Origin of the sequence: Porphyromonas levii, from assembly GCF_018206105.1 — a bacterium.
Classification (GTDB): Bacteria; Bacteroidota; Bacteroidia; order Bacteroidales; family Porphyromonadaceae; genus Porphyromonas_A; species Porphyromonas_A levii.
Genome location: NZ_JADRGN010000042.1, coordinates 1 through 17,256 on the forward strand (window position 1 = coordinate 1; position 17,256 = coordinate 17,256).

Consider the following 17,256-nt stretch of genomic DNA (forward strand, 5'->3'; position numbering starts at 1 on the left):
TTTATTGAGACGCTTTAGGCGAGCTTGAATACGACGAATCAAGCGCTGCGAAAGCAACCGAGGGGCGTCACGTAGAAAACTATCTATGTGGCGCTTCTTTTTGTCTGGAGTAATCTCCTCTATCGGTACTAGGATACACGCCTCCAGAGCATTGCCAAAGAATGGATTGTAGCTCGTACCGAATACAATTAATCGGTCTGTAAGACTGATATAGGCATTGACCAAGGGCGGAATGGCTGTCCCCATTTCCCTAATCGCTTTGTTCATAGCCTTGTAGTCTGCTTTGGCATCCTTCCCCTTGATAATCTCCTCAAGTTCTATGGTTGGTGTTTGGTAGGGGATTGGGAACTTCATCCTAACCAGTTGTTCCCGTGGCTTGAAGTAAGTGGCAAGATAATAGTAGATGAGATCCCGAGCCTTGATATTGTAATTCTCGTACATTGTCATCTTGCCAAAGAAGTACTGGCAATCATCGTGCAGTAACGTGAGCGCTCCCAGTCCGTCCCAAAGATTATCGAGCGTAAAGATAGACCTAGGTATCTTGCCTTTTCCCGTATTCTGTAAGTCATTACGTACGAAGCTACGCCCTAGCTCTATTGTTTTGGGGAGATACTCATCGATAAAAATATCGGTAAATTCGAATAGTTCGCTACTCGATAAGTGCACAGAGCGAGTGCCGTCGGGAGACGTCTCTATCGCATGATCGCAGACAATGTACCGATACCCACCTAATATCTCCTGAGCATGCGGATCCCATACGATGAGTTGCTTGTATCCATCGGGCTCGATATCGTACTCATCTATATCTGCAGCCTTCCCCGAACCCGCCCCAGCAGGGCGGAAAGCCGCCTCCCTTAGTCGCCCTATCTCTAGCATCGTATTGGGCGCTTCGTGGGCGTGAAAAGCGTACAGCTCGTTTCCAGCACGGTTAGTCTTTCGGAGCAATAAGTCCTTATTCAGTTCGCTCCTAATAATTCTTGGGTCTATTGGTGGTATGATATCGGCCTGTTTCATACGCTGTCTCTTGTCACTCGTTCAACATCTTATTTATCTATACCTCTCGGGGAAATCGTAGAGGCTATCTCTAAGTTTATTGGCGTACTCAGCCCCATGATCTAGCGGCAACTCCTCAGATGCCATTGGCTCTCCTACGATAATCTTAAAGTGCTTGCCCTTGGATCTAAACATCTCGTCGGGCAGCAAGATAAGTTCTAGTGGAAACTTTAGCCCTGCCTTGATTCGTCTTCTAGCCCACTTATAAAAGCGAGGGCTATTCTCTCCTTCGAAGAATAGTGGGGTCACGCTGCGGTTACTTTGCTTCGCCATTCGGATAAAACTAGGTTGCCAATCGAGGTCGTATACTTCCCCCTTATTATTGGTTCTACTTACCATGCCCGAAGCAAAGGTGAGCACCTGATCTTCGCTAGCCAGAGCTTCATTGATTTGGCGTATCGAGCTCCGCGCTTGCTTGCCATATTTATTCACCGGTAAGAAGATATCTCCAAACTGGTAGACCGACATCAAGACATCATTTACAGGAATCTTTAGTCGTCCATCGTATATGTCCCCAAGCATAGCGCAGTAGATGATACCATCTACCCCACCTAAGGGGTGGTTGCTGACAAATAAGGTCCGTTCGTGAGGTGCAGGGAGTCGCTCTGAGCCGATGATTTCGCATGAGATACCGAGGTAATCCATGATGCGATGCCCCATAGATACGCCATCCACCTCCTCCTGCAGCTCCATCATCTTATTGAGTTCGTCCTCATGTACTAGTCGCTCCAATCTCCTTAGCGCACACTCGGGAACCCAGCCCTTGTACTTACTCCTAACTGCCGCCCGAACGTCTATCCTTTTCATAACGCCAAAGGATGTGTCCTAAAGAAGTCAAGCGTCGATTCAGCATCTCTTTTGAGCTGAGCTTCTAGTGCTTCCAGTCCTTCAAACTTCTGGTCGGGGCGGAGAAAGCGCCTAAAGGCAATCACTAGCTCCTCCTCATATAAGTTCCCCTTGAACCCAAATAAGTACGCCTCAATCCTATAGTGCACTGCTCCATTAGGGATTATGGTAGGGGTGGAGCCGTAGTAAGACATTGCAGGGAATACCTGATTACCTCGCTTCACCTCCGAGATATAAACCCCCACTTCGGGTAGTGTTACCTTATCGTCGTGGGGTACTATATTGGCAGTAGGGTAGCCGATTGTCCGCCCTATCTGTCGTCCCGTTTGCACCATGCCTACTATGCTATAAGGTCTGCCGAATAGGCGCTCCGCTTCCTCAAAGTTGGCATTGGCTATGAGCGCTCTAATACGAGAAGAGCTTACCGTCTCGCCCTCCACCATAAAGGGTTCCACCCTACGGATTGTAAGCCCTAAAGCTTCCAAGCGAGCGTCAAAGCCCTCTCGCACCTCCCCTTCTATCCGTTTGCCAAACCGATTGTCGTACCCCAGCATCATGCCTTCTAGACCTGCTGAGATAAGAGGGCGGATAAACTCCTCTGCCGATAACTGAGAGAGCTCTCGGGTAAAGGGCAGAACCAATAGGTGGTCTATGCCCAACCGTTTCAGCTGATCGATTTTCTGGTGGAGGGAGATGAGTGTACGGGGTTGGGGGGTATCGGGACGCAGCACCGACAAAGGGTGCTCAGCCATAGTAATAACTAGGCTCTCCGCACCAAACTCACGTGCCATATCTCGTGTTGCGCGCACCAAGTGCTGATGCCCTAAGTGCACCCCGTCGAATAACCCCAAGGTCGCTACAAGTTTATTCCCTTGGGGAAGCTCATCTATAGAGTGGTATAATTTCATCTTCTAATCCATTGCTCGGGGTTAAGTTTGGTACGCTCCTTCCATACTTGGAAATGTAATTGCGTTATCCCTCCTCTGTCTGGATCGGCATATATCTTACCAAGTGCCTGTCCTGTCTTCACCTTACTACCTTTAGTTACATATACACTCGTGAGATTGCTATAGACCGTGAGGTAATTACCATGGCGCACAATCACACTATTATTGTAGCCCTCCAGCGCAAATATTGTGGTTACTACACCATCAAATACAGCCCTAGCTTCAGCGCCACTAGCCCCTTGGATATCGATCCCATTATTCTGTACTTGCACATGGCGAAGCCCAGAATGTTGTTGTACTCCGTAGTGCCCTACCACGTGTCCGCTTCCTGAGATTGGCCAAGGGAGCTTCCCTCTGTTGTCTGCGAAGTTGGCGGAGAGCTTTGTCTCCTCTGCCGTCATCGCATAGCCCCCCTTTGTCGCTGCCTTGCGCTTTGTCGCCTTAGTCTGTTTGGCTGCTTCAGCTTTGCGCCTAGCCTCCTCCGCCTCGCGTATCTCCTTGGCGATTTGTGCCTCTATCTGTCTATTGAGCGCCTGAGCCTTTCTTTGCTGATTGGCTAGTTCCTTCCTGAGTTTCCCTTCTTGCCCCTTCAGAGCCTTAACCTTAGTGGCTACCTTCGATTTATCAGCCTCTATGCTTCTTTGCTCCTGCTCTCTATCCTGCAGTAGCGTAGCTTTTTGCTGGCGCTGTAGTTCTAGTTCGGTCTTCTGCTTATCCAGCTTCTGGCGAAGCTCCTTTAGCTTCAAGCCCTCCTGTCTCTGCCAAGTGGCATACTCCTTGAGGTACCTTGCCCTTCGTAGTCCTTGGGCGAAGTCCTCTGCTGCCAGTATAAAGAGCAACTGATCCTTCACGCTACTTCCCCGCTGTAGCGCCCTTAGCGACTCCACATAAGCCTCTTGCCTTTTGTCGAACTGCGCTTGTAGCTTTGTAATCTCCTGCTCTAGCTGGTAGAGCCTATGGTCGGTCGCCTTTATCTCACTGCCCAAAGCATCAATCACCCCTTGGCGCGACTTTATCTGCCCCTCTAGGAGCGTGAGTTGCTGTAGCTGCTCCTTTACGGACGAAGCGGTACGCTGTAGCTCCTTATCTACCCGAGCTATCTCGGCTTGCAGCTTCTTGCGCCTCTCCTCCAGTCTTTGTACCTCTTTTGACTTCTGCTGTGCAGCAACCCCTAGAGGCATAGCCCCCAGTAATAGTGCTACGATTATCCATCTCCAAAGTCCTTTCATAATTTGCTCAGAATATTGATGATATCCTCTAGCGTCACATTATTGTAGCCACTTGGAGGAGTCGTAGAGACCTCCTGTGCTTTTGTCGTATCTATACGCTCAAGCGAGAAGTGTATCATCGCGTGTTTTGCAGATGCTCCTGTGCTCTTTACCTCCATCTGAATTGTAGAGGGGATAGGGCGCATCCCCTTCCGCTCGCCTACGGTGACAAAGTCGGAATAGGTCATTAGAGCCTCTCCTTTGCCTGGGATGACTACCGAGGTGGATACTAGGTTGAGCCCCGCATCAAAATGGTGGGTAATGCTATTGCCACCAGGGCGAAGCTCGTCCTTAAACGTGTATCCGCCCTCAGTACGGGTGAAGCGCATCCGCTCGAGTGCAGAGGCGCCACTCTCTACAAACCCAAAGGGACGGTGCTGTATCGCTGACTCTACCATCTTGAGATCGAGCCCTACAAAGGAGACAAGGCTTCCTAGGTTACGACGGACGCCTCGCTGGTGGTAGTACATTTGATTCATCCGATCCACGAGCAGTACCTCATCCTGAGCTACGGAGAGTCTGCCAGCTTCCATAAAGGAGAGCGGGCGTACCGATACTTCGAAACCCTTATCACGCTCGAGATACCACCGCATACCTATACCAGAGAGGTTAAGCTCCTTTTCTCCATAGTCGACATACAGAGAGATAGCTCCCTTGGCATTGATGATAGGGTACTCTGTCATCGCCTTGTAGGCTTGGATAAACTGCCTTTGGGTAAGCTGTCCGCTACCTACTGTGGATATGCTTCTCATAGAGGTGCCACAGCTAGCGAGACCTATGGTGAGCACTAGGCATAGTACCGAGATATATCTACTTCTCCTCATTTTGTGACTCCTTTATCTTCTTAATTATTCCCTCGATTGTTGCCACCTCTCCGCCATTCTCTAGAGCCATGCGCAGCGCTTCTAGTGCCTTATCGTACTCCCCGAGAGCTGTCAGGATATCGGCGTAGTGCTGGAAGTAAAGGGCATCGGGTGCTTCTGCCTTCTCCAGAGCACGCTCCATGTAGATGCGTGCTAGAGGATATGCCTTCTTGAGGTAAAGTATCCAAGCGTAAGTGTCTAGGAACGATGAGTTTTCACTATCATTCTTCACCGCTTCACTGGCCATCTCCTCTGCCTTATTGAGGTCTTCGGATGTGCCATGGGTGGTCAGAGCATAGGCATAGTTATTGTATGCCGAAGGGATGCCCTTAGCCACGGCTATTTCAAAGTACTTCACCGCACGCTCCCAATCTTTATCGTACTCCATGGCTAGTTCTGCTCCCATAAGAGCTAATTGCCCATAGAAGCGATCTTCCTCTGGTACCACCTTTAGCGCTTTCTGGATGCGTTTATTACTTGAGATGGTGTCGCCATTATTGATATCTAGAAGGGCAGAATAGAGGTGCACGAGTCCGTCTGTAGGGATAGCCTTCAGCCCCTTATCCGTAACCTTGCGCAGTCCTACCGAATCCTCTACCGAGGCATAGCGCTCGATAAAGTAGTAGTAGGGCGAAGGGAGTTGAGTCCCGTTCTCCACCAACTTCATCAGTAGTTTCTCGCCCTTGATACTGTCGGAAAGGAGGAAGTGATCATTGGCTTCGGCAAGTACCAGCTGATCCACTTCGGGGTAAATCTTCTGCAGTTCTTGCTCTATCTCTATTAGGGTAGGGAGTAGGGCAGTGAGGTTATTCGTCATACTCCTCGCACTAGATAGGAGCTGTTGGGCGCCCACGGGGTCACCGCCTTCGAGGGTAGCGATACGTAGAATCTCCGACTTGATTGCTTCATTGCGCCCTAGGTTGGCATTGATGCTTACAAAGAGCTCCGAGAGCTGGATGTTTTCTGGGCTAAGCTTTTGAGCTTTTTCGAGTAGAGCCAAAGCCTTCTCTTCCTTGCCAGCATCAGCATAGATACTTACCAGCATCACTGCGGCTATAGGCTCACCTGGGTGAACTGCTAGGTAGGTCTCCAGCAATTGCTCTGCCTCTACTTCCCTGTGGAGTTGAAGGAGCATTTGTGACTCCTTAAATATAACTGCGACATCTCGTTCGTCACCCTGTATTTTCTGTATTGTAGCGAGCGCTTTTTCTACTTGTCCTGACTCCTCATAGACCGATATAAGCGTACGGATTAGGAGCTTATCATTGGGCTTGAGCTCTAAGAGCTTATCGGCAACGCGCTCAGCCTGTTCCCACTCTTTATAGTAAAGAGCTTGGCGTAAGAGCCCCATGCCTGTCTGGTAGTCATAGCCAGAGAGGCGGAAGCTCTCCTCCATTACTTGAAATCCCCATTTACGGTCTACGTAGGTGATGAGTGGCGCCAAGTCCTCAAGGACTGCGGGCTGGGACGGATCCACTAAATAGGCCATCCAAAGGTGGTTAAAGCGCTCCGATTGCATTGGCGCCCCTGATACTTGGAGCGCTCTCGAGAAGAGGCGATTGCTCACCACCTCATCTTTGGAGAGCTTATCTTGTGCTGCTAATGGTATTGCGCTCAGAAGAATAAACGCTGTCCACGCTGCCCTCTTTATATTCATAACTAATCCTTTTTCCATATCCCAAAGTCGGCAAGGAATAGACCTCGCCATAATAACTCGGTAAATATACCAATTTTCCCCCTATAGTGCCTGCAGGAGACTCCCTTGTGACTGGAAGAGAAGTCCTAAAGACTAGTGTGTCGGATTCGGTGTAGCATGAGATTTGTGTCTTGAGGTCTAGCTTATTCTTCGTTTTTCGCATCTTCCTGTAAATTAACTCGATGCGCTTCTCTCTATATACCCTTGAAAACGGCTCAGGCGAGCGCCCGTTTTGTCTCGCCTGAGCAACGAAATTTATTCCTAGGAATAAATTTATTTATCTGTACAAATAAAAATATTTATTCCTAGGAATAAATTTCGTTGCTCGCCTTAGTCGCAAAGGGTGCATTAGGGTCTTCAAAAAAGGGAGAACGTAATCAATCCTTTTATTCGCATTGACTACGTTTTCCTTCGATGTATGATAGGATAGGCGGATGAACTACATATAATGATTTTTAGAGCGGAAGTACAAAAAATGGGAAGGGATGTTGTCTATTTCGTAATAATTCTGTAACTTGGGCAATCGAAGCTAGGAACCGGTAGCGATTGGCTACTTAGCTCGATAATTGATATGCAGAGAAAACAAAACGAATAACAAACCACTAAAGACTGAAGACATGAAGGTATATCAAACAAATGAGATTAGGAACATCGCCCTCCTTGGTAGCTCCAGGTCGGGCAAGACCACTCTTGCTGAGGCGATGCTCTATGAGGCAGGCGCTATCCAACGCCGCGGTACAGTAGAGGCAGGTAATACAGTAAGTGATTATTTCCCAGTGGAGAAGGATTACGGGTACTCAGTATTTTCTACCATCTTCTCTGTACCGTGGCAAGATAAGAAACTCAATTTTATAGATTGTCCAGGGTCGGACGACTTCGTAGGGGCTACCGTGAGTGCATTGCACGTAACGGACTGTGCGCTGATGGTGATCAATGCCCAGTATGGACTAGAGGTGGGTACTATCAATCAGTTTAGATATACCCGTAAGTTCAAAAAACCAGTAATCTATATCGTCAATCAGCTGGATCACGAGAAGGCAGACTTCGATAGCTGCTATGCTCAGCTACAAGACCACTACGGTACCAAGGTGGTAGCAGTACAATTCCCTGTAAATTCGGGTAGTGCATTTAACCAAGTGGTGGATGTACTGAAGATGAAGCTCTATCAGTGGGGTCCTAATGGCGGTAAGCCTGAAGTGCTGGAAATCCCTGCCGAGCTGATGGATAAGGCAATGGAGTACCACCAAGCACTAGTGGAGGCTGCTGCCGAAAATGATGAGGTACTGATGGAGAAGTTCTTCGAAGCTGGTACACTTTCTGAAGATGAGATGCGTGCCGGTATTCGCCAAGGTCTCATCAATAGAGATATGTATCCGGTATTCTGCGTGAGCGCGGCTAAGGATATGTGTGTGCGGAGGACGATGGAGTTCCTCGGCAATGTGGTACCTACAACAGACTTACTGCCTCCGTTTGTTGCTAATGGTGATATTAAGGTAGAGGCGGATAGCTCTGCACCTGTGAGCCTCTATTTCTTCAAGAGTGCAATGGAGCCCCATATCGGTCAGGTAGACTACTTCAAGGTAGTGAGCGGTACCCTTACAGAGGGTATGGATCTGATTAATCTGGATAGGAATGAGTCTAAGGAGCGTATCACACAGTTCTTTGTCCCTCAGGGCGCTAATCGCGAGAAGATTTCTGAGATGCACGCTGGTGACATTGGCGCTGTGGTAAAGATGAAGGATGTACGGGTTGGCAATGCCCTAAATGCTAAGGATTGCACCTATACTTACCCTGCTATCGAGTATCCTGCACCTAAGTTCCGTCGTGCTATTAAGGCAGTGAATGAGTCGGAGTCGGAGAAGATGACTGAGGCACTCCACCGTATGCACTCCGAGGATCCTACTTGGATTATTGAGCATAGTAAGGAGCTGAGACAATTGATTGTGCATGGTCAGGGAGAGTTCCACCTACGTACGCTGAAGTGGCGTTTGGAGCACAATGATAAGATACAGATAGAATTTGTAGAACCTCGTATCCCTTACCGTGAGACGATTACTAAGATGGCGAGGGCAGACTACCGCCACAAGAAGCAATCGGGTGGCGCTGGGCAGTTCGGTGAAGTGCACCTTATTGTGGAGCCTTATGTAGAGGGTATGCCGCTGCAGAGTAGCTATAAGTTTGGCGGACAGGAGTACAAGATCAATGCTAAGGATACTCAGGAAATCCAACTAGACTGGGGCGGTAAGCTCGTCTTTGTGAATAGTATTGTGGGTGGTAGTATCGATGCCCGCTTTATGCCTGCTATCTTGAAGGGTATTATGTCTCGTATGGAGCAAGGACCACTTACTGGATCGTATGCTCGTGATGTACGTGTCATTGTATATGATGGTAAGATGCACCCTGTAGATAGTAATGAGGTCTCCTTCATGTTGGCTGGACGTAATGCCTTTAGTGAGGCGTTCCGCAACGCTGCTCCTAAGGTGTTGGAGCCTGTATATGATGTGACGGTGGCTGTGCCTGCCGATTATATGGGCGATGTAATGAGCGACATGCAGGGTAGGCGTGGTATCATCATGGGTATGGAGAGCCAAGCCGACTATGAGGAGCTTAAGGCAAAGGTGCCTCTAAAAGAGCTATCTAGCTACTCTACGGCACTAAGTTCGCTTACTGGTGGACGCGCTTCTTTCACTATGGCGTTTGCTAGCTATGAGTTGGTACCTGGCGATATTCAGGAAGCACTTATCGCAGCTCATGATGTAGAGGACGCTGAGGAGTAATCCCCTCTTTCCCTATTCAATAAAAGACGGCTACGCAGCACCCAAGAAGGGACTGCGTAGCCGTCTTTATCTGTATGTACTGGCTTCTTCTTTACTTAGTGGCTAGTAACCCTAGTGTTAATGCCGCAAAGGAGAGCACCACGGAGAGTAGGGGGTAGAGGAAAGCGGTGAGGTATTGCCCCTCAGATAGCACTCGGAAGAGATCGAGGCTAAAGGTGCTAAAGGTGGTGAAGCCACCGCAGAAGCCTGTGATAAGAAGTAGGCTCCAAAGGCTATTACCCAAGCCATGTCGCTGTAGATAGCCGTAGAATAGCCCGATGAGTAGACTACCGACAATATTGACTAGTAAGGTGCTTCCCCAAGAAGGAGCATTGGTATGCTGTGCGAGTAGTAGCGAGACGCAGTAGCGCGCTACTGCGCCAATGCCACCACCAAGAGCTACGTAAAGGAAGGTCATGAAGCGGTAGAGGTGGTATGGGGCTCTATGAGCCGACTCTTAGCGAGGTAGGTAGGGTCTTCGGCGTAGATGAAGAGTAGGCTCCCGCCTTTGATAGCGTCGATGATAGGCTTATTTAGTGCCTCAGGGAGGGCAGGGCAACCGAAGCTCCGCCCTAGTCTATTCCCGCCATGGCATACCGTAGGATTAGCGTATCTAGCGCCGTGGATAACTATCGCACGTGAGCGAGCATTGTCGTTGAGCCCACTCTCTAGTCCATCGAGACGAAGCGAGTAGCCGTTATTGCCTTGGTAGGTTTCGGCTGTCAGGTAAAAGCCCAGGGAGCTTTGGTGGCTATTGGGTTTATTGGAGAAGGTGGTAGCATAGAGCTCTCCGCTCCCTCGTCCGTGGGCAACTACGCTCTCGAAGAGGAGTTTCTTCTGTTTCATGTCTATCACATAGAGCCTTTTCTCATTGGAAGGCTTGGTGAAGTCGATAAGGGTGAGGACATCGCGCTTGCGCCCTTCTATCTGTTGGTATCCATTGAAGGCGGTACGGAATATCTCTTCATTTATCTTCCCCTCAAGACCTAAGCCTTCGTAGAGGAGGCAACAACTGTCTACGGACTCCGTCTCTTGGTCGGGTGTCACTGGCTCTCCTTCCTTAACCGGTGTAGCACTAGCTATTAGGAAGAGTGCTCCTATGCATAGGGGTAGTATATGTCTCTTCATTCGTTTATCTCCAGAGTTGTGATGGAATATCAGATAAGTGAGTGGCTACCTGTACAGGGTAGCGTAGTTCTTCTTGTGGCATAGGAAGGTTCGATGGGTTGAACCATATACTTGGCAACTTGGCATTCTGTGCCCCTTGGATATCGGCATCCCAACTATCGCCTACCATGATGGCTTCGTCTCGGCGTGTATGGGTCTTGCTCAGAGCGTAGTCAAATATCTCTTTGTAGGGCTTACTGACCCCTATCTGTTCGCTCAGTACGACCTGGTCAATGTAGGGCGCTAGCCCCGATACCTCTAGCTTACAGTGCTGCACCTCTATGAAACCATTGGAAATGATCACCACTTGGTAGAGCGTCTTGAGGTATTTCAGTAGTTCAATAGCACCATCAATAAGACCGGTCTTATGTGAGGAGAGGTGCAGAAAGTGCTTGTTGAGCTCTAGTATCTCGTCCTCACTGTAGGATCTGAACCCTACAAGCGGTTGGGTAAAGCGCCGCAGTGTAAGCTCGTGCTTGGTGATAGCTCCATGGCGGTAGAGCCGCCATAGCTCCTCATTGTTGGGGTAGTACTGCTGCCAGAAATCATCAAAAGAGGCATATCCACTGCTCCACCCCTCAGAGTGGTAGAGCTCGTGGATTGCCTCTTTATTGTTTTGCTGGGTAGCCCAGAGCGTATCGTCTAGGTCTATCAGTATGGTCTTGTACACTACAAGATAACCTCTACTACAAGGTTCTTACCACGGCTCCAGAAGCTCTCAGTATTTTTAATCTTGAGGATAAGGTTCTTATTACCGTCCTTGATGAGATCGTATGAGCTACTTGGGTGGTCTGTGAGGAGCTTCGCCTTAGGTGCGAATAGAGGAATCTCGTCTACCTCACGGATGTCGATGCGCATCATGTAGTCTTTGTTGTAACCCTCAGGGAGTACCTCTGTGCGGCTAAATAGACCACCACCCTTGATGATACCCTGCTCCTTAAGCTCGGCATTGGTGCCGAAGCAGTAGTAGGCGGTGTGGAGACGCTTGTCTTGGCTCGCAATGGTGCGATCCTGAAGCGCAATAGTCGTCTCCTGCATCCCCTTGGTCTCGTTTAGGTCACTAATCTGAGCGCCTTGTACATTTATCAAAGAGTCGCGAGATGCAAGTGCAGCAGTCATTTGGGCAATGGTATTCTCCTTCTGCACTATTTGCTGCTGTAGCTGGCTAATCTTCTTATTGAGGCTACTGATATTGATATCCTTCTTCTTTAGCTCATCGAGCTTCTTCGCTAGCTCACTCTTGCTCTCCTCTAGAGAAGAGGTCATAGAGCGAATGTCGTCGAGCAATTGCTGACGATCGTTCTCGGAGAACTCTCCTCTGGCCTGTCCCATACGAAGTTTGTTCTCCGCTGCATTTACCTTGTTTATCTCAGTCTCCACATCCATGATGAGCCCGAGTACACCCTCTAGTTCTTGCTGGCTGCGAGTGTTTTGTACCAATAGAGAGTCGTAGCTTGCTTGTAGCTTGCTATACGAAGACCCTTTACCATCACAGGCGGTAAAGCCCAATACCATAGTCGAAGTGACGGCCACTAATGTTATGATACGTTTCATGTTCAATTTTCTTTAAAATTGTTCTTATACTTGTTTTGGTGCACCCGCTCCTCCTTAGTCTTAGGAGCGACCAACACCACTATTTCTCCTAATGGTTCATGCTCACTATAGTAGGTCAGTACCTCTGCTACGCTACCTCTCTGAAACTCCTCGTAACGTTTGCTTATCTCTCGAGCTACTGCCACTACTCTCTCCTCTCCCAGTATTTCCTTTATCTCCCCCAGTAGTTTTACTAGTCGCTTAGGCGATTCGTAAAAAATAGTCGTCACCTCCCGCTCTAATAGTCCCTCAATTCGGCTCTGGCGTCCTTTCTTATTCGGGAGAAAGCCCTCGAAGAAGAAACGTTCACTTGGAAGCCCCGATGCCACTAGTGCGGGGACAAACGCTGTTGCCCCTGGCAAGCAGGTTACTTCCAAAGCTCTCTCAAGGCAAGCCCGTACCGCCATAAAGCCCGGATCCGATATCCCAGGTGTGCCAGCGTCCGATACCAAAGCTACTCTTTCGCCTTGCTCCACTCGGTTGGCTACCTCCGTAGCCATGTTGTGTTCATTATGAATATGAAAACTCCGTAATGGGGTTGTTATCTCATATTCTTGAAAGACCCTCGCTGTAGTACGTGTATCCTCGGCATAGACGATATCTGCTTCTTTCAGTAGTCGAATGGCACGGAGCGTAATATCCTCCAGATTGCCTACCGGTGTAGGTATGACTACGAGTGGATGTGGCATACCTTTATCGGCTGTGTTCCTGTATAAAAGTCGCTAGCAACTTTGCCGACTCTTCGTCTTTCCCAAAGCCACGTACGTCATATAGGTAGTGCTCCACCTGGCTCCAGCTACTCATTCTCTCTACCTCCTCAAGCATTTCTATGAGGTCTGCCTGATTGCCAAAGAAAAGTTCGTTGGCAAAAAGGTACTTGTCAGCAATCGTAAGGTTGTCAATGAGGTCGAAGTGAAGTGCAGGCTCGAAAGCCGACTCCAATACTTCCTCTGAGCCACGCGCTACAAATAGTTCGTCTATCTTCGCTTCAGGATCAGTTTTCGCTATGAAATCCAATATTGGCTCCTCGCTAGGTGCCTCCATAGGTTGCTCTTCTCCTCTCACAAAGTCGAGCGTATTAAGCTCTTCAAGGCTAGAAATCCCTGAAAGGGAGGGGTTGGACTTCGCTAGAGACTCCAGCTCTGCGGCAGTCTTCTCACGGGCAGCAACGGCGACCTTAGTTGCGGTTGTCGCAGACGCCGCTTTTGCATTTGCCTCCGCCTCTCGCACGAGTAAGTCAGCGACCTCCCGACGTAGTAACTGCAGCTCCTCCATCATCTGATCTATCCTCTGGAGTAACCCTTGTTGTTCTCTACCGTTCTGCATACCTCCAAGTTTGTTCACTCAACCTTATTATTGCCCTATTGTGCAAAAGTACTAATAATTTCCTAATCTCCAATACAGAGCTCTTGGCATGGCAGCTGTATTGAAAATAAAGTAAAGGCAAGCAAGCCGTTTGGCTTACCTGCCTTACTGTCTATCTCAGTATAAGAGACTGGATTAGTCTTGGTTGAGGTTGAAGCGCTTGAAGGTAGTTACGCTAAGGGTCTTAGACGCTGCCTTTAGTGCATCTCCTACATTCTTCTTATCCTCGGCGAATACGAACTCCTGCTTTAGGAGGGTATTCTCCTTGTAGTACTTCTCTAGGCTACCCTGAGCGATACGCTCTAGTAGGTTCTCTGGCTTACCTGCCTCACGAGCCTTATCCATAGCAATCTGAAGCTCCTGCTGCTTGATGTTCTCTGGTACACCAGCCTCGTCTACTGCTACTGGGTTCATAGAAGCGATCTGCATCGCAATCTCCTTAGCAAACTCCTCGTTGACAGCCTCATTGAAGCCTACAATTACTCCTAGTTTGTTACCAGCGTGTACGTAAGATGAAACTACAGGAGCGGTGAACTGCTCGTATGAGCCAATCTCCATCTTCTCACCAGTTACACCAGAGCGCTCAGTGATATGAGCCTCAATAGTGAGACCATTGATCTGAAGTGAGAGTAGTGCCTCAAGATTAGCTGGCTTCTCTGCTACCGCCTTGTCTAGGATCTCCTGAGTAAGCTTGATAAAGTCCTCGTTCTTAGCTACGAAGTCGGTCTCGCACTTGAGTGCTACCATGGTAGCTACGCCATTCTCTGCATGCGTAAGTACGCATCCCTCAGATGCCTCACGGTCAGAGCGCTTAGCTGCGATAGCCTGACCCTTCTTGCGGAGAATCTCCATTGCTTTCTCCTGGTCGCCAGCTGCCTCTTCAAGAGCCTTTTTTACGTCCATCATACCTGCACCAGTGAGGTCACGTAGGTGCTTGATGTCTTGCATTGATACTGCCATAATTCTTTCCTATATATATGTGTGTTACAAATCAAACTTGAAAGCACCTCCTTGTCCCAAGGAGTATCGCTCCAGTAGGGCAAAAAGGTGCTTTATCCTTGTGCATCCAAATTCCTTAGCTCTTTATTGCTATATCCATTTGGTATTGCCTACTGTGCTTAGCTTACTTCTCGTCTTCCTCCTCACTAGCGAACTTGCCAGCAAGACGAGCGTTCATGGCATCGTTGTCCTCACGCTTGATGCGCTCGCGACGAACGCCCTTGCCACCACGGCGACGACCTTCGCCTTCGCCCTCACCTTCAGCCTGCTGAGCTGCTGCTCTCTCATCGGCTACAGCAATCTTACGCTCCATAGAGCCTTCCTTGATTGCCTCAGCCATTGCACCTACGATAACATCAATAGATGTAGTTGCATCGTCGTTAGCTGGGATTACGAAGTCGATATCCTTAGGGTTGGCATTGGTATCGCACATAGCGAAGATTGGAATACCTAGGCGAAGTGCCTCGCGGATAGCGATATGCTCGTTGCATACGTCTACTACGAAGATAGCAGAAGGGATTGCCTTCATGTTCTTGATAGAACCGAAGTTGGTCTCTAGCTTCTCACGCTGACGAGTGATCTGTAGCTTCTCGCGCTTAGAGAGGTTCTCAAATGTGCCATCGGTCATCATCTTATCGATGCTGTCCATCTTGCTTACAGTCTTGCGGATAGTAGGGAAGTTGGTGAGCATACCACCGGGCCAGCGCTCGGTTACGTATGGCATACCTGCTTCCTTCATGTGCTCTGCGATGACATCCTTAGCCTGCTTCTTAGTACCTACGAATAGGATGGTCTTGCCCTGCTGAGCCATCTTCTTGATAGCCTCTGCAGCTTCCTCTACCTTAGCCACAGTCTTGTGGAGGTCGATGATATGAATGCCATTGCGCTCCATAAAGATGTAAGGAGCCATAGCAGGGTTCCACCTACGGGTGAGGTGACCGAAGTGCGATCCAGCCTCTAGGAGCTGATCAAATGTTACCTTTGTAGACATTTCTTTTTTCTTCCTTTTTAATTGTTTAGTTCCTCAATCGTCTTGAACCCAGCTTCGGAAGTAGGGCTATGCAGAGTGCATGAACCATCTTCCGAGCTTAGAATCTAAACGAGTATCTCTTGCCGAGTACCAGTACCAGTGATTAACGCTTAGAGAACTGGAATCTACGACGTGCACCTGGCTGACCTGGCTTCTTACGCTCTACAGAACGTGAGTCGCGAGTCATGAAGCCCTCTGCCTTGAGTGCAGCCTTATCCTCTGGGTTGATCTTGACTAGTGCGCGAGCGATACCTAGGCGAGCTGCCTCGCTCTGACCGGTATAGCCACCGCCCTTAAGGTTGATCTTGATGTCGTAGTTGCCTTCTACACCTAGCTTAGCGAGTGGCTGACGTACTACGAACTGTAGGAGTGGATTAGGGAAATAACCCTCAATCTCCTTGCCATTGATAGTGATCTTACCGCTACCAGCACGTAGATAGACACGTGCTACAGCCGCTTTTCTTCTGCCTAAAGCATTGATAATTTCCATGTCTTGTTCTTTCTACTTATCTGGTTTTGATTTCGATAGTACGTGGCTGCTGTGCCTCGTGCTTGTGCTCTGCACCCTCATAGATATAGAGGTTCTTGAGTAGCTGTGCGCTGAGCTTATTCTTTGGTAGCATACCCTTTACTACCTTGCGGTAGAGCGCGTCCCAACCGCGAACCTTTACCATACGCTCTGGGCTCATCTCCTTCTGACCACCAGGGTAGAGAGAGTAGCTGAGGTACTTGCGCTCGGTCCACTTAGCACCAGTAAGTACTGCCTTCTCGGCATTGATAATGATCACGTTGTCGCCACAGTCTACGTGAGGAGTGAAGCTAGCCTTGTGCTTGCCTCTTAGAATCTTAGCTACCTCACTAGCCAAACGACCTAGTGAATGTCCTGTAGCATCCACTACTACCCATTCCTTCTGCGCAGTTGCCTTGTTAGCAGAAATGGTCTTATAACTCAAAGTATCCACTATTATTTACTTTGTTATTTTGTTTTACAATCAAACTGGAAGTGAACTACTTAGCCAACGGTAAGGGCGTGAGTGCTAATCGACTCCTTGTATTTGTTAGGAGTGGGTACCCGAACCAAGTCCAAGCCAATACTTCTCTCTTGATAATAATCGGCTTGCAAAGATACCAATATTTCGCTAAGTACCAAAGGTATGTGTTGCACCTTGCTTGTGTCGTTTTCGGTTGTTGGGCTTCGGGAGGTGTGTAGTACCTAGTCTTCCATTTTTCCCTCCCCTGAGGGACTTAAGTCCCTCAAGGGAGAAACTCCAGTCCCTCAGGGGAGAAACTCCAGTCCCTCGCAGGAGAAACTCCAGTCCCTCGCAGGAGAAACTTTCTTCGCTCACGGGAGTACCCAAATGGAATTGCGCTATTGTTCATGAATTATAGGGCTCTTCACTTCGAGCTAGATTAATAGAGTTTGATGCATGAAAGTAAACTACAGCGTTGCCTTAGGTATTTAGGCTTGCTTCCGTACCAAAGGGTTACTCCCGCTGTCCTCAGTCTAAGCGCTTTGTATGTTACCTCTTTGCATAGCAATATCCACTATACCCAAGTTTGACCCCTGTCGGAGTGTAAGTGACTGTTATTAGTGTTGTTGTCTTTTTTTTTAA

Annotated in this window: 17 protein-coding genes; 1 reads left to right on the forward strand and 16 read right to left on the reverse strand. The window is 48.7% G+C overall.

Annotation, left to right across the window (positions count from 1 at the left end):
- From glsB to IX315_RS08155, 6 genes are all read right to left on the reverse strand, one after another.
- The coding region (gene glsB / locus IX315_RS08130) for a glycine N(alpha)-acyltransferase GlsB (RefSeq protein WP_211837351.1) at positions 1-1,014 on the reverse strand (1,014 nt) is incomplete at its 3' end.
- Positions 1,015-1,047: 33 nt separating this feature from the next.
- On the reverse strand, positions 1,048-1,860 hold the full coding sequence (gene glsA / locus IX315_RS08135; RefSeq protein WP_211837352.1) for a 1-acyl-sn-glycerol-3-phosphate acyltransferase: 813 nt from the start codon (positions 1,858-1,860) through the stop codon (positions 1,048-1,050).
- On the reverse strand, positions 1,857-2,807 hold the full coding sequence (gene ribF, locus IX315_RS08140) for a riboflavin biosynthesis protein RibF (protein WP_211837353.1): 951 nt from the start codon (positions 2,805-2,807) through the stop codon (positions 1,857-1,859). The genes glsA and ribF overlap by 4 nt, the downstream gene beginning before the upstream one ends.
- A complete protein-coding gene (locus IX315_RS08145; protein WP_211837354.1) occupies positions 2,804-4,075 on the reverse strand; it encodes a murein hydrolase activator EnvC family protein in 1,272 nt (423 codons plus the stop codon). Before IX315_RS08145 ends, ribF begins: the two co-directional genes overlap by 4 nt.
- Positions 4,072-4,938: a DUF4292 domain-containing protein gene (locus tag IX315_RS08150; protein ID WP_134849121.1), complete on the reverse strand. Its 867-nt coding sequence runs from the start codon at positions 4,936-4,938 to the stop codon at positions 4,072-4,074. Before IX315_RS08150 ends, IX315_RS08145 begins: the two co-directional genes overlap by 4 nt.
- On the reverse strand, positions 4,925-6,634 hold the full coding sequence (locus tag IX315_RS08155) for a tetratricopeptide repeat protein (protein WP_211830726.1): 1,710 nt from the start codon (positions 6,632-6,634) through the stop codon (positions 4,925-4,927). The genes IX315_RS08150 and IX315_RS08155 overlap by 14 nt, the downstream gene beginning before the upstream one ends.
- A gap of 656 nt (positions 6,635-7,290) precedes the next feature.
- On the opposite strand from IX315_RS08155, the gene IX315_RS08160 reads away from it, so the two are divergent.
- Positions 7,291-9,450, forward strand: a complete 2,160-nt coding sequence (locus tag IX315_RS08160) for an elongation factor G (RefSeq protein ID WP_018357302.1) — start codon at positions 7,291-7,293, stop codon at positions 9,448-9,450.
- A gap of 91 nt (positions 9,451-9,541) precedes the next feature.
- On the opposite strand, the gene crcB is transcribed toward IX315_RS08160, so the two are convergent.
- The 10 genes from crcB to rplM all read right to left on the reverse strand — a co-directional run bounded on the left by crcB (position 9,542) and on the right by rplM (position 16,605).
- Positions 9,542-9,907 (reverse strand): fluoride efflux transporter CrcB, encoded by a 366-nt coding sequence (gene crcB / locus IX315_RS08165; protein ID WP_018357301.1) that lies wholly within the window; start codon positions 9,905-9,907, stop codon positions 9,542-9,544.
- Positions 9,904-10,617 (reverse strand): murein L,D-transpeptidase catalytic domain family protein, encoded by a 714-nt coding sequence (locus IX315_RS08170; protein WP_211836556.1) that lies wholly within the window; start codon positions 10,615-10,617, stop codon positions 9,904-9,906. Before IX315_RS08170 ends, crcB begins: the two co-directional genes overlap by 4 nt.
- A gap of 4 nt (positions 10,618-10,621) precedes the next feature.
- Positions 10,622-11,326, reverse strand: a complete 705-nt coding sequence (locus IX315_RS08175) for a YjjG family noncanonical pyrimidine nucleotidase (RefSeq protein WP_134849124.1) — start codon at positions 11,324-11,326, stop codon at positions 10,622-10,624.
- On the reverse strand, positions 11,326-12,210 hold the full coding sequence (locus tag IX315_RS08180; protein ID WP_134849125.1) for a Cbp1 family collagen-binding glycoprotein adhesin: 885 nt from the start codon (positions 12,208-12,210) through the stop codon (positions 11,326-11,328). The genes IX315_RS08175 and IX315_RS08180 overlap by 1 nt, the downstream gene beginning before the upstream one ends.
- Before the next feature lie 2 nt (positions 12,211-12,212).
- Positions 12,213-12,938 (reverse strand): 16S rRNA (cytidine(1402)-2'-O)-methyltransferase, encoded by a 726-nt coding sequence (gene rsmI / locus IX315_RS08185; protein ID WP_018357297.1) that lies wholly within the window; start codon positions 12,936-12,938, stop codon positions 12,213-12,215.
- A 4-nt stretch (positions 12,939-12,942) separates the two neighbouring features.
- A complete protein-coding gene (locus tag IX315_RS08190) occupies positions 12,943-13,575 on the reverse strand; it encodes a hypothetical protein (protein ID WP_134849126.1) in 633 nt (210 codons plus the stop codon).
- A gap of 174 nt (positions 13,576-13,749) precedes the next feature.
- The gene (tsf, locus tag IX315_RS08195) at positions 13,750-14,574 is read right to left on the reverse strand and encodes a translation elongation factor Ts (RefSeq protein ID WP_018357295.1); all 825 of its coding nucleotides are present in this window, start codon (positions 14,572-14,574) and stop codon (positions 13,750-13,752) included.
- A gap of 163 nt (positions 14,575-14,737) precedes the next feature.
- Positions 14,738-15,604 (reverse strand): 30S ribosomal protein S2, encoded by an 867-nt coding sequence (gene rpsB, locus IX315_RS08200; protein WP_134849127.1) that lies wholly within the window; start codon positions 15,602-15,604, stop codon positions 14,738-14,740.
- Positions 15,605-15,746: 142 nt separating this feature from the next.
- Complete coding sequence (rpsI, locus tag IX315_RS08205) at positions 15,747-16,133, reverse strand: 30S ribosomal protein S9 (RefSeq protein ID WP_018357293.1); 387 nt, start codon at positions 16,131-16,133, stop codon at positions 15,747-15,749.
- Positions 16,134-16,149: 16 nt separating this feature from the next.
- A complete protein-coding gene (gene rplM, locus IX315_RS08210) occupies positions 16,150-16,605 on the reverse strand; it encodes a 50S ribosomal protein L13 (protein WP_134849128.1) in 456 nt (151 codons plus the stop codon).
- Positions 16,606-17,256: the final 651 nt, after the last annotated feature.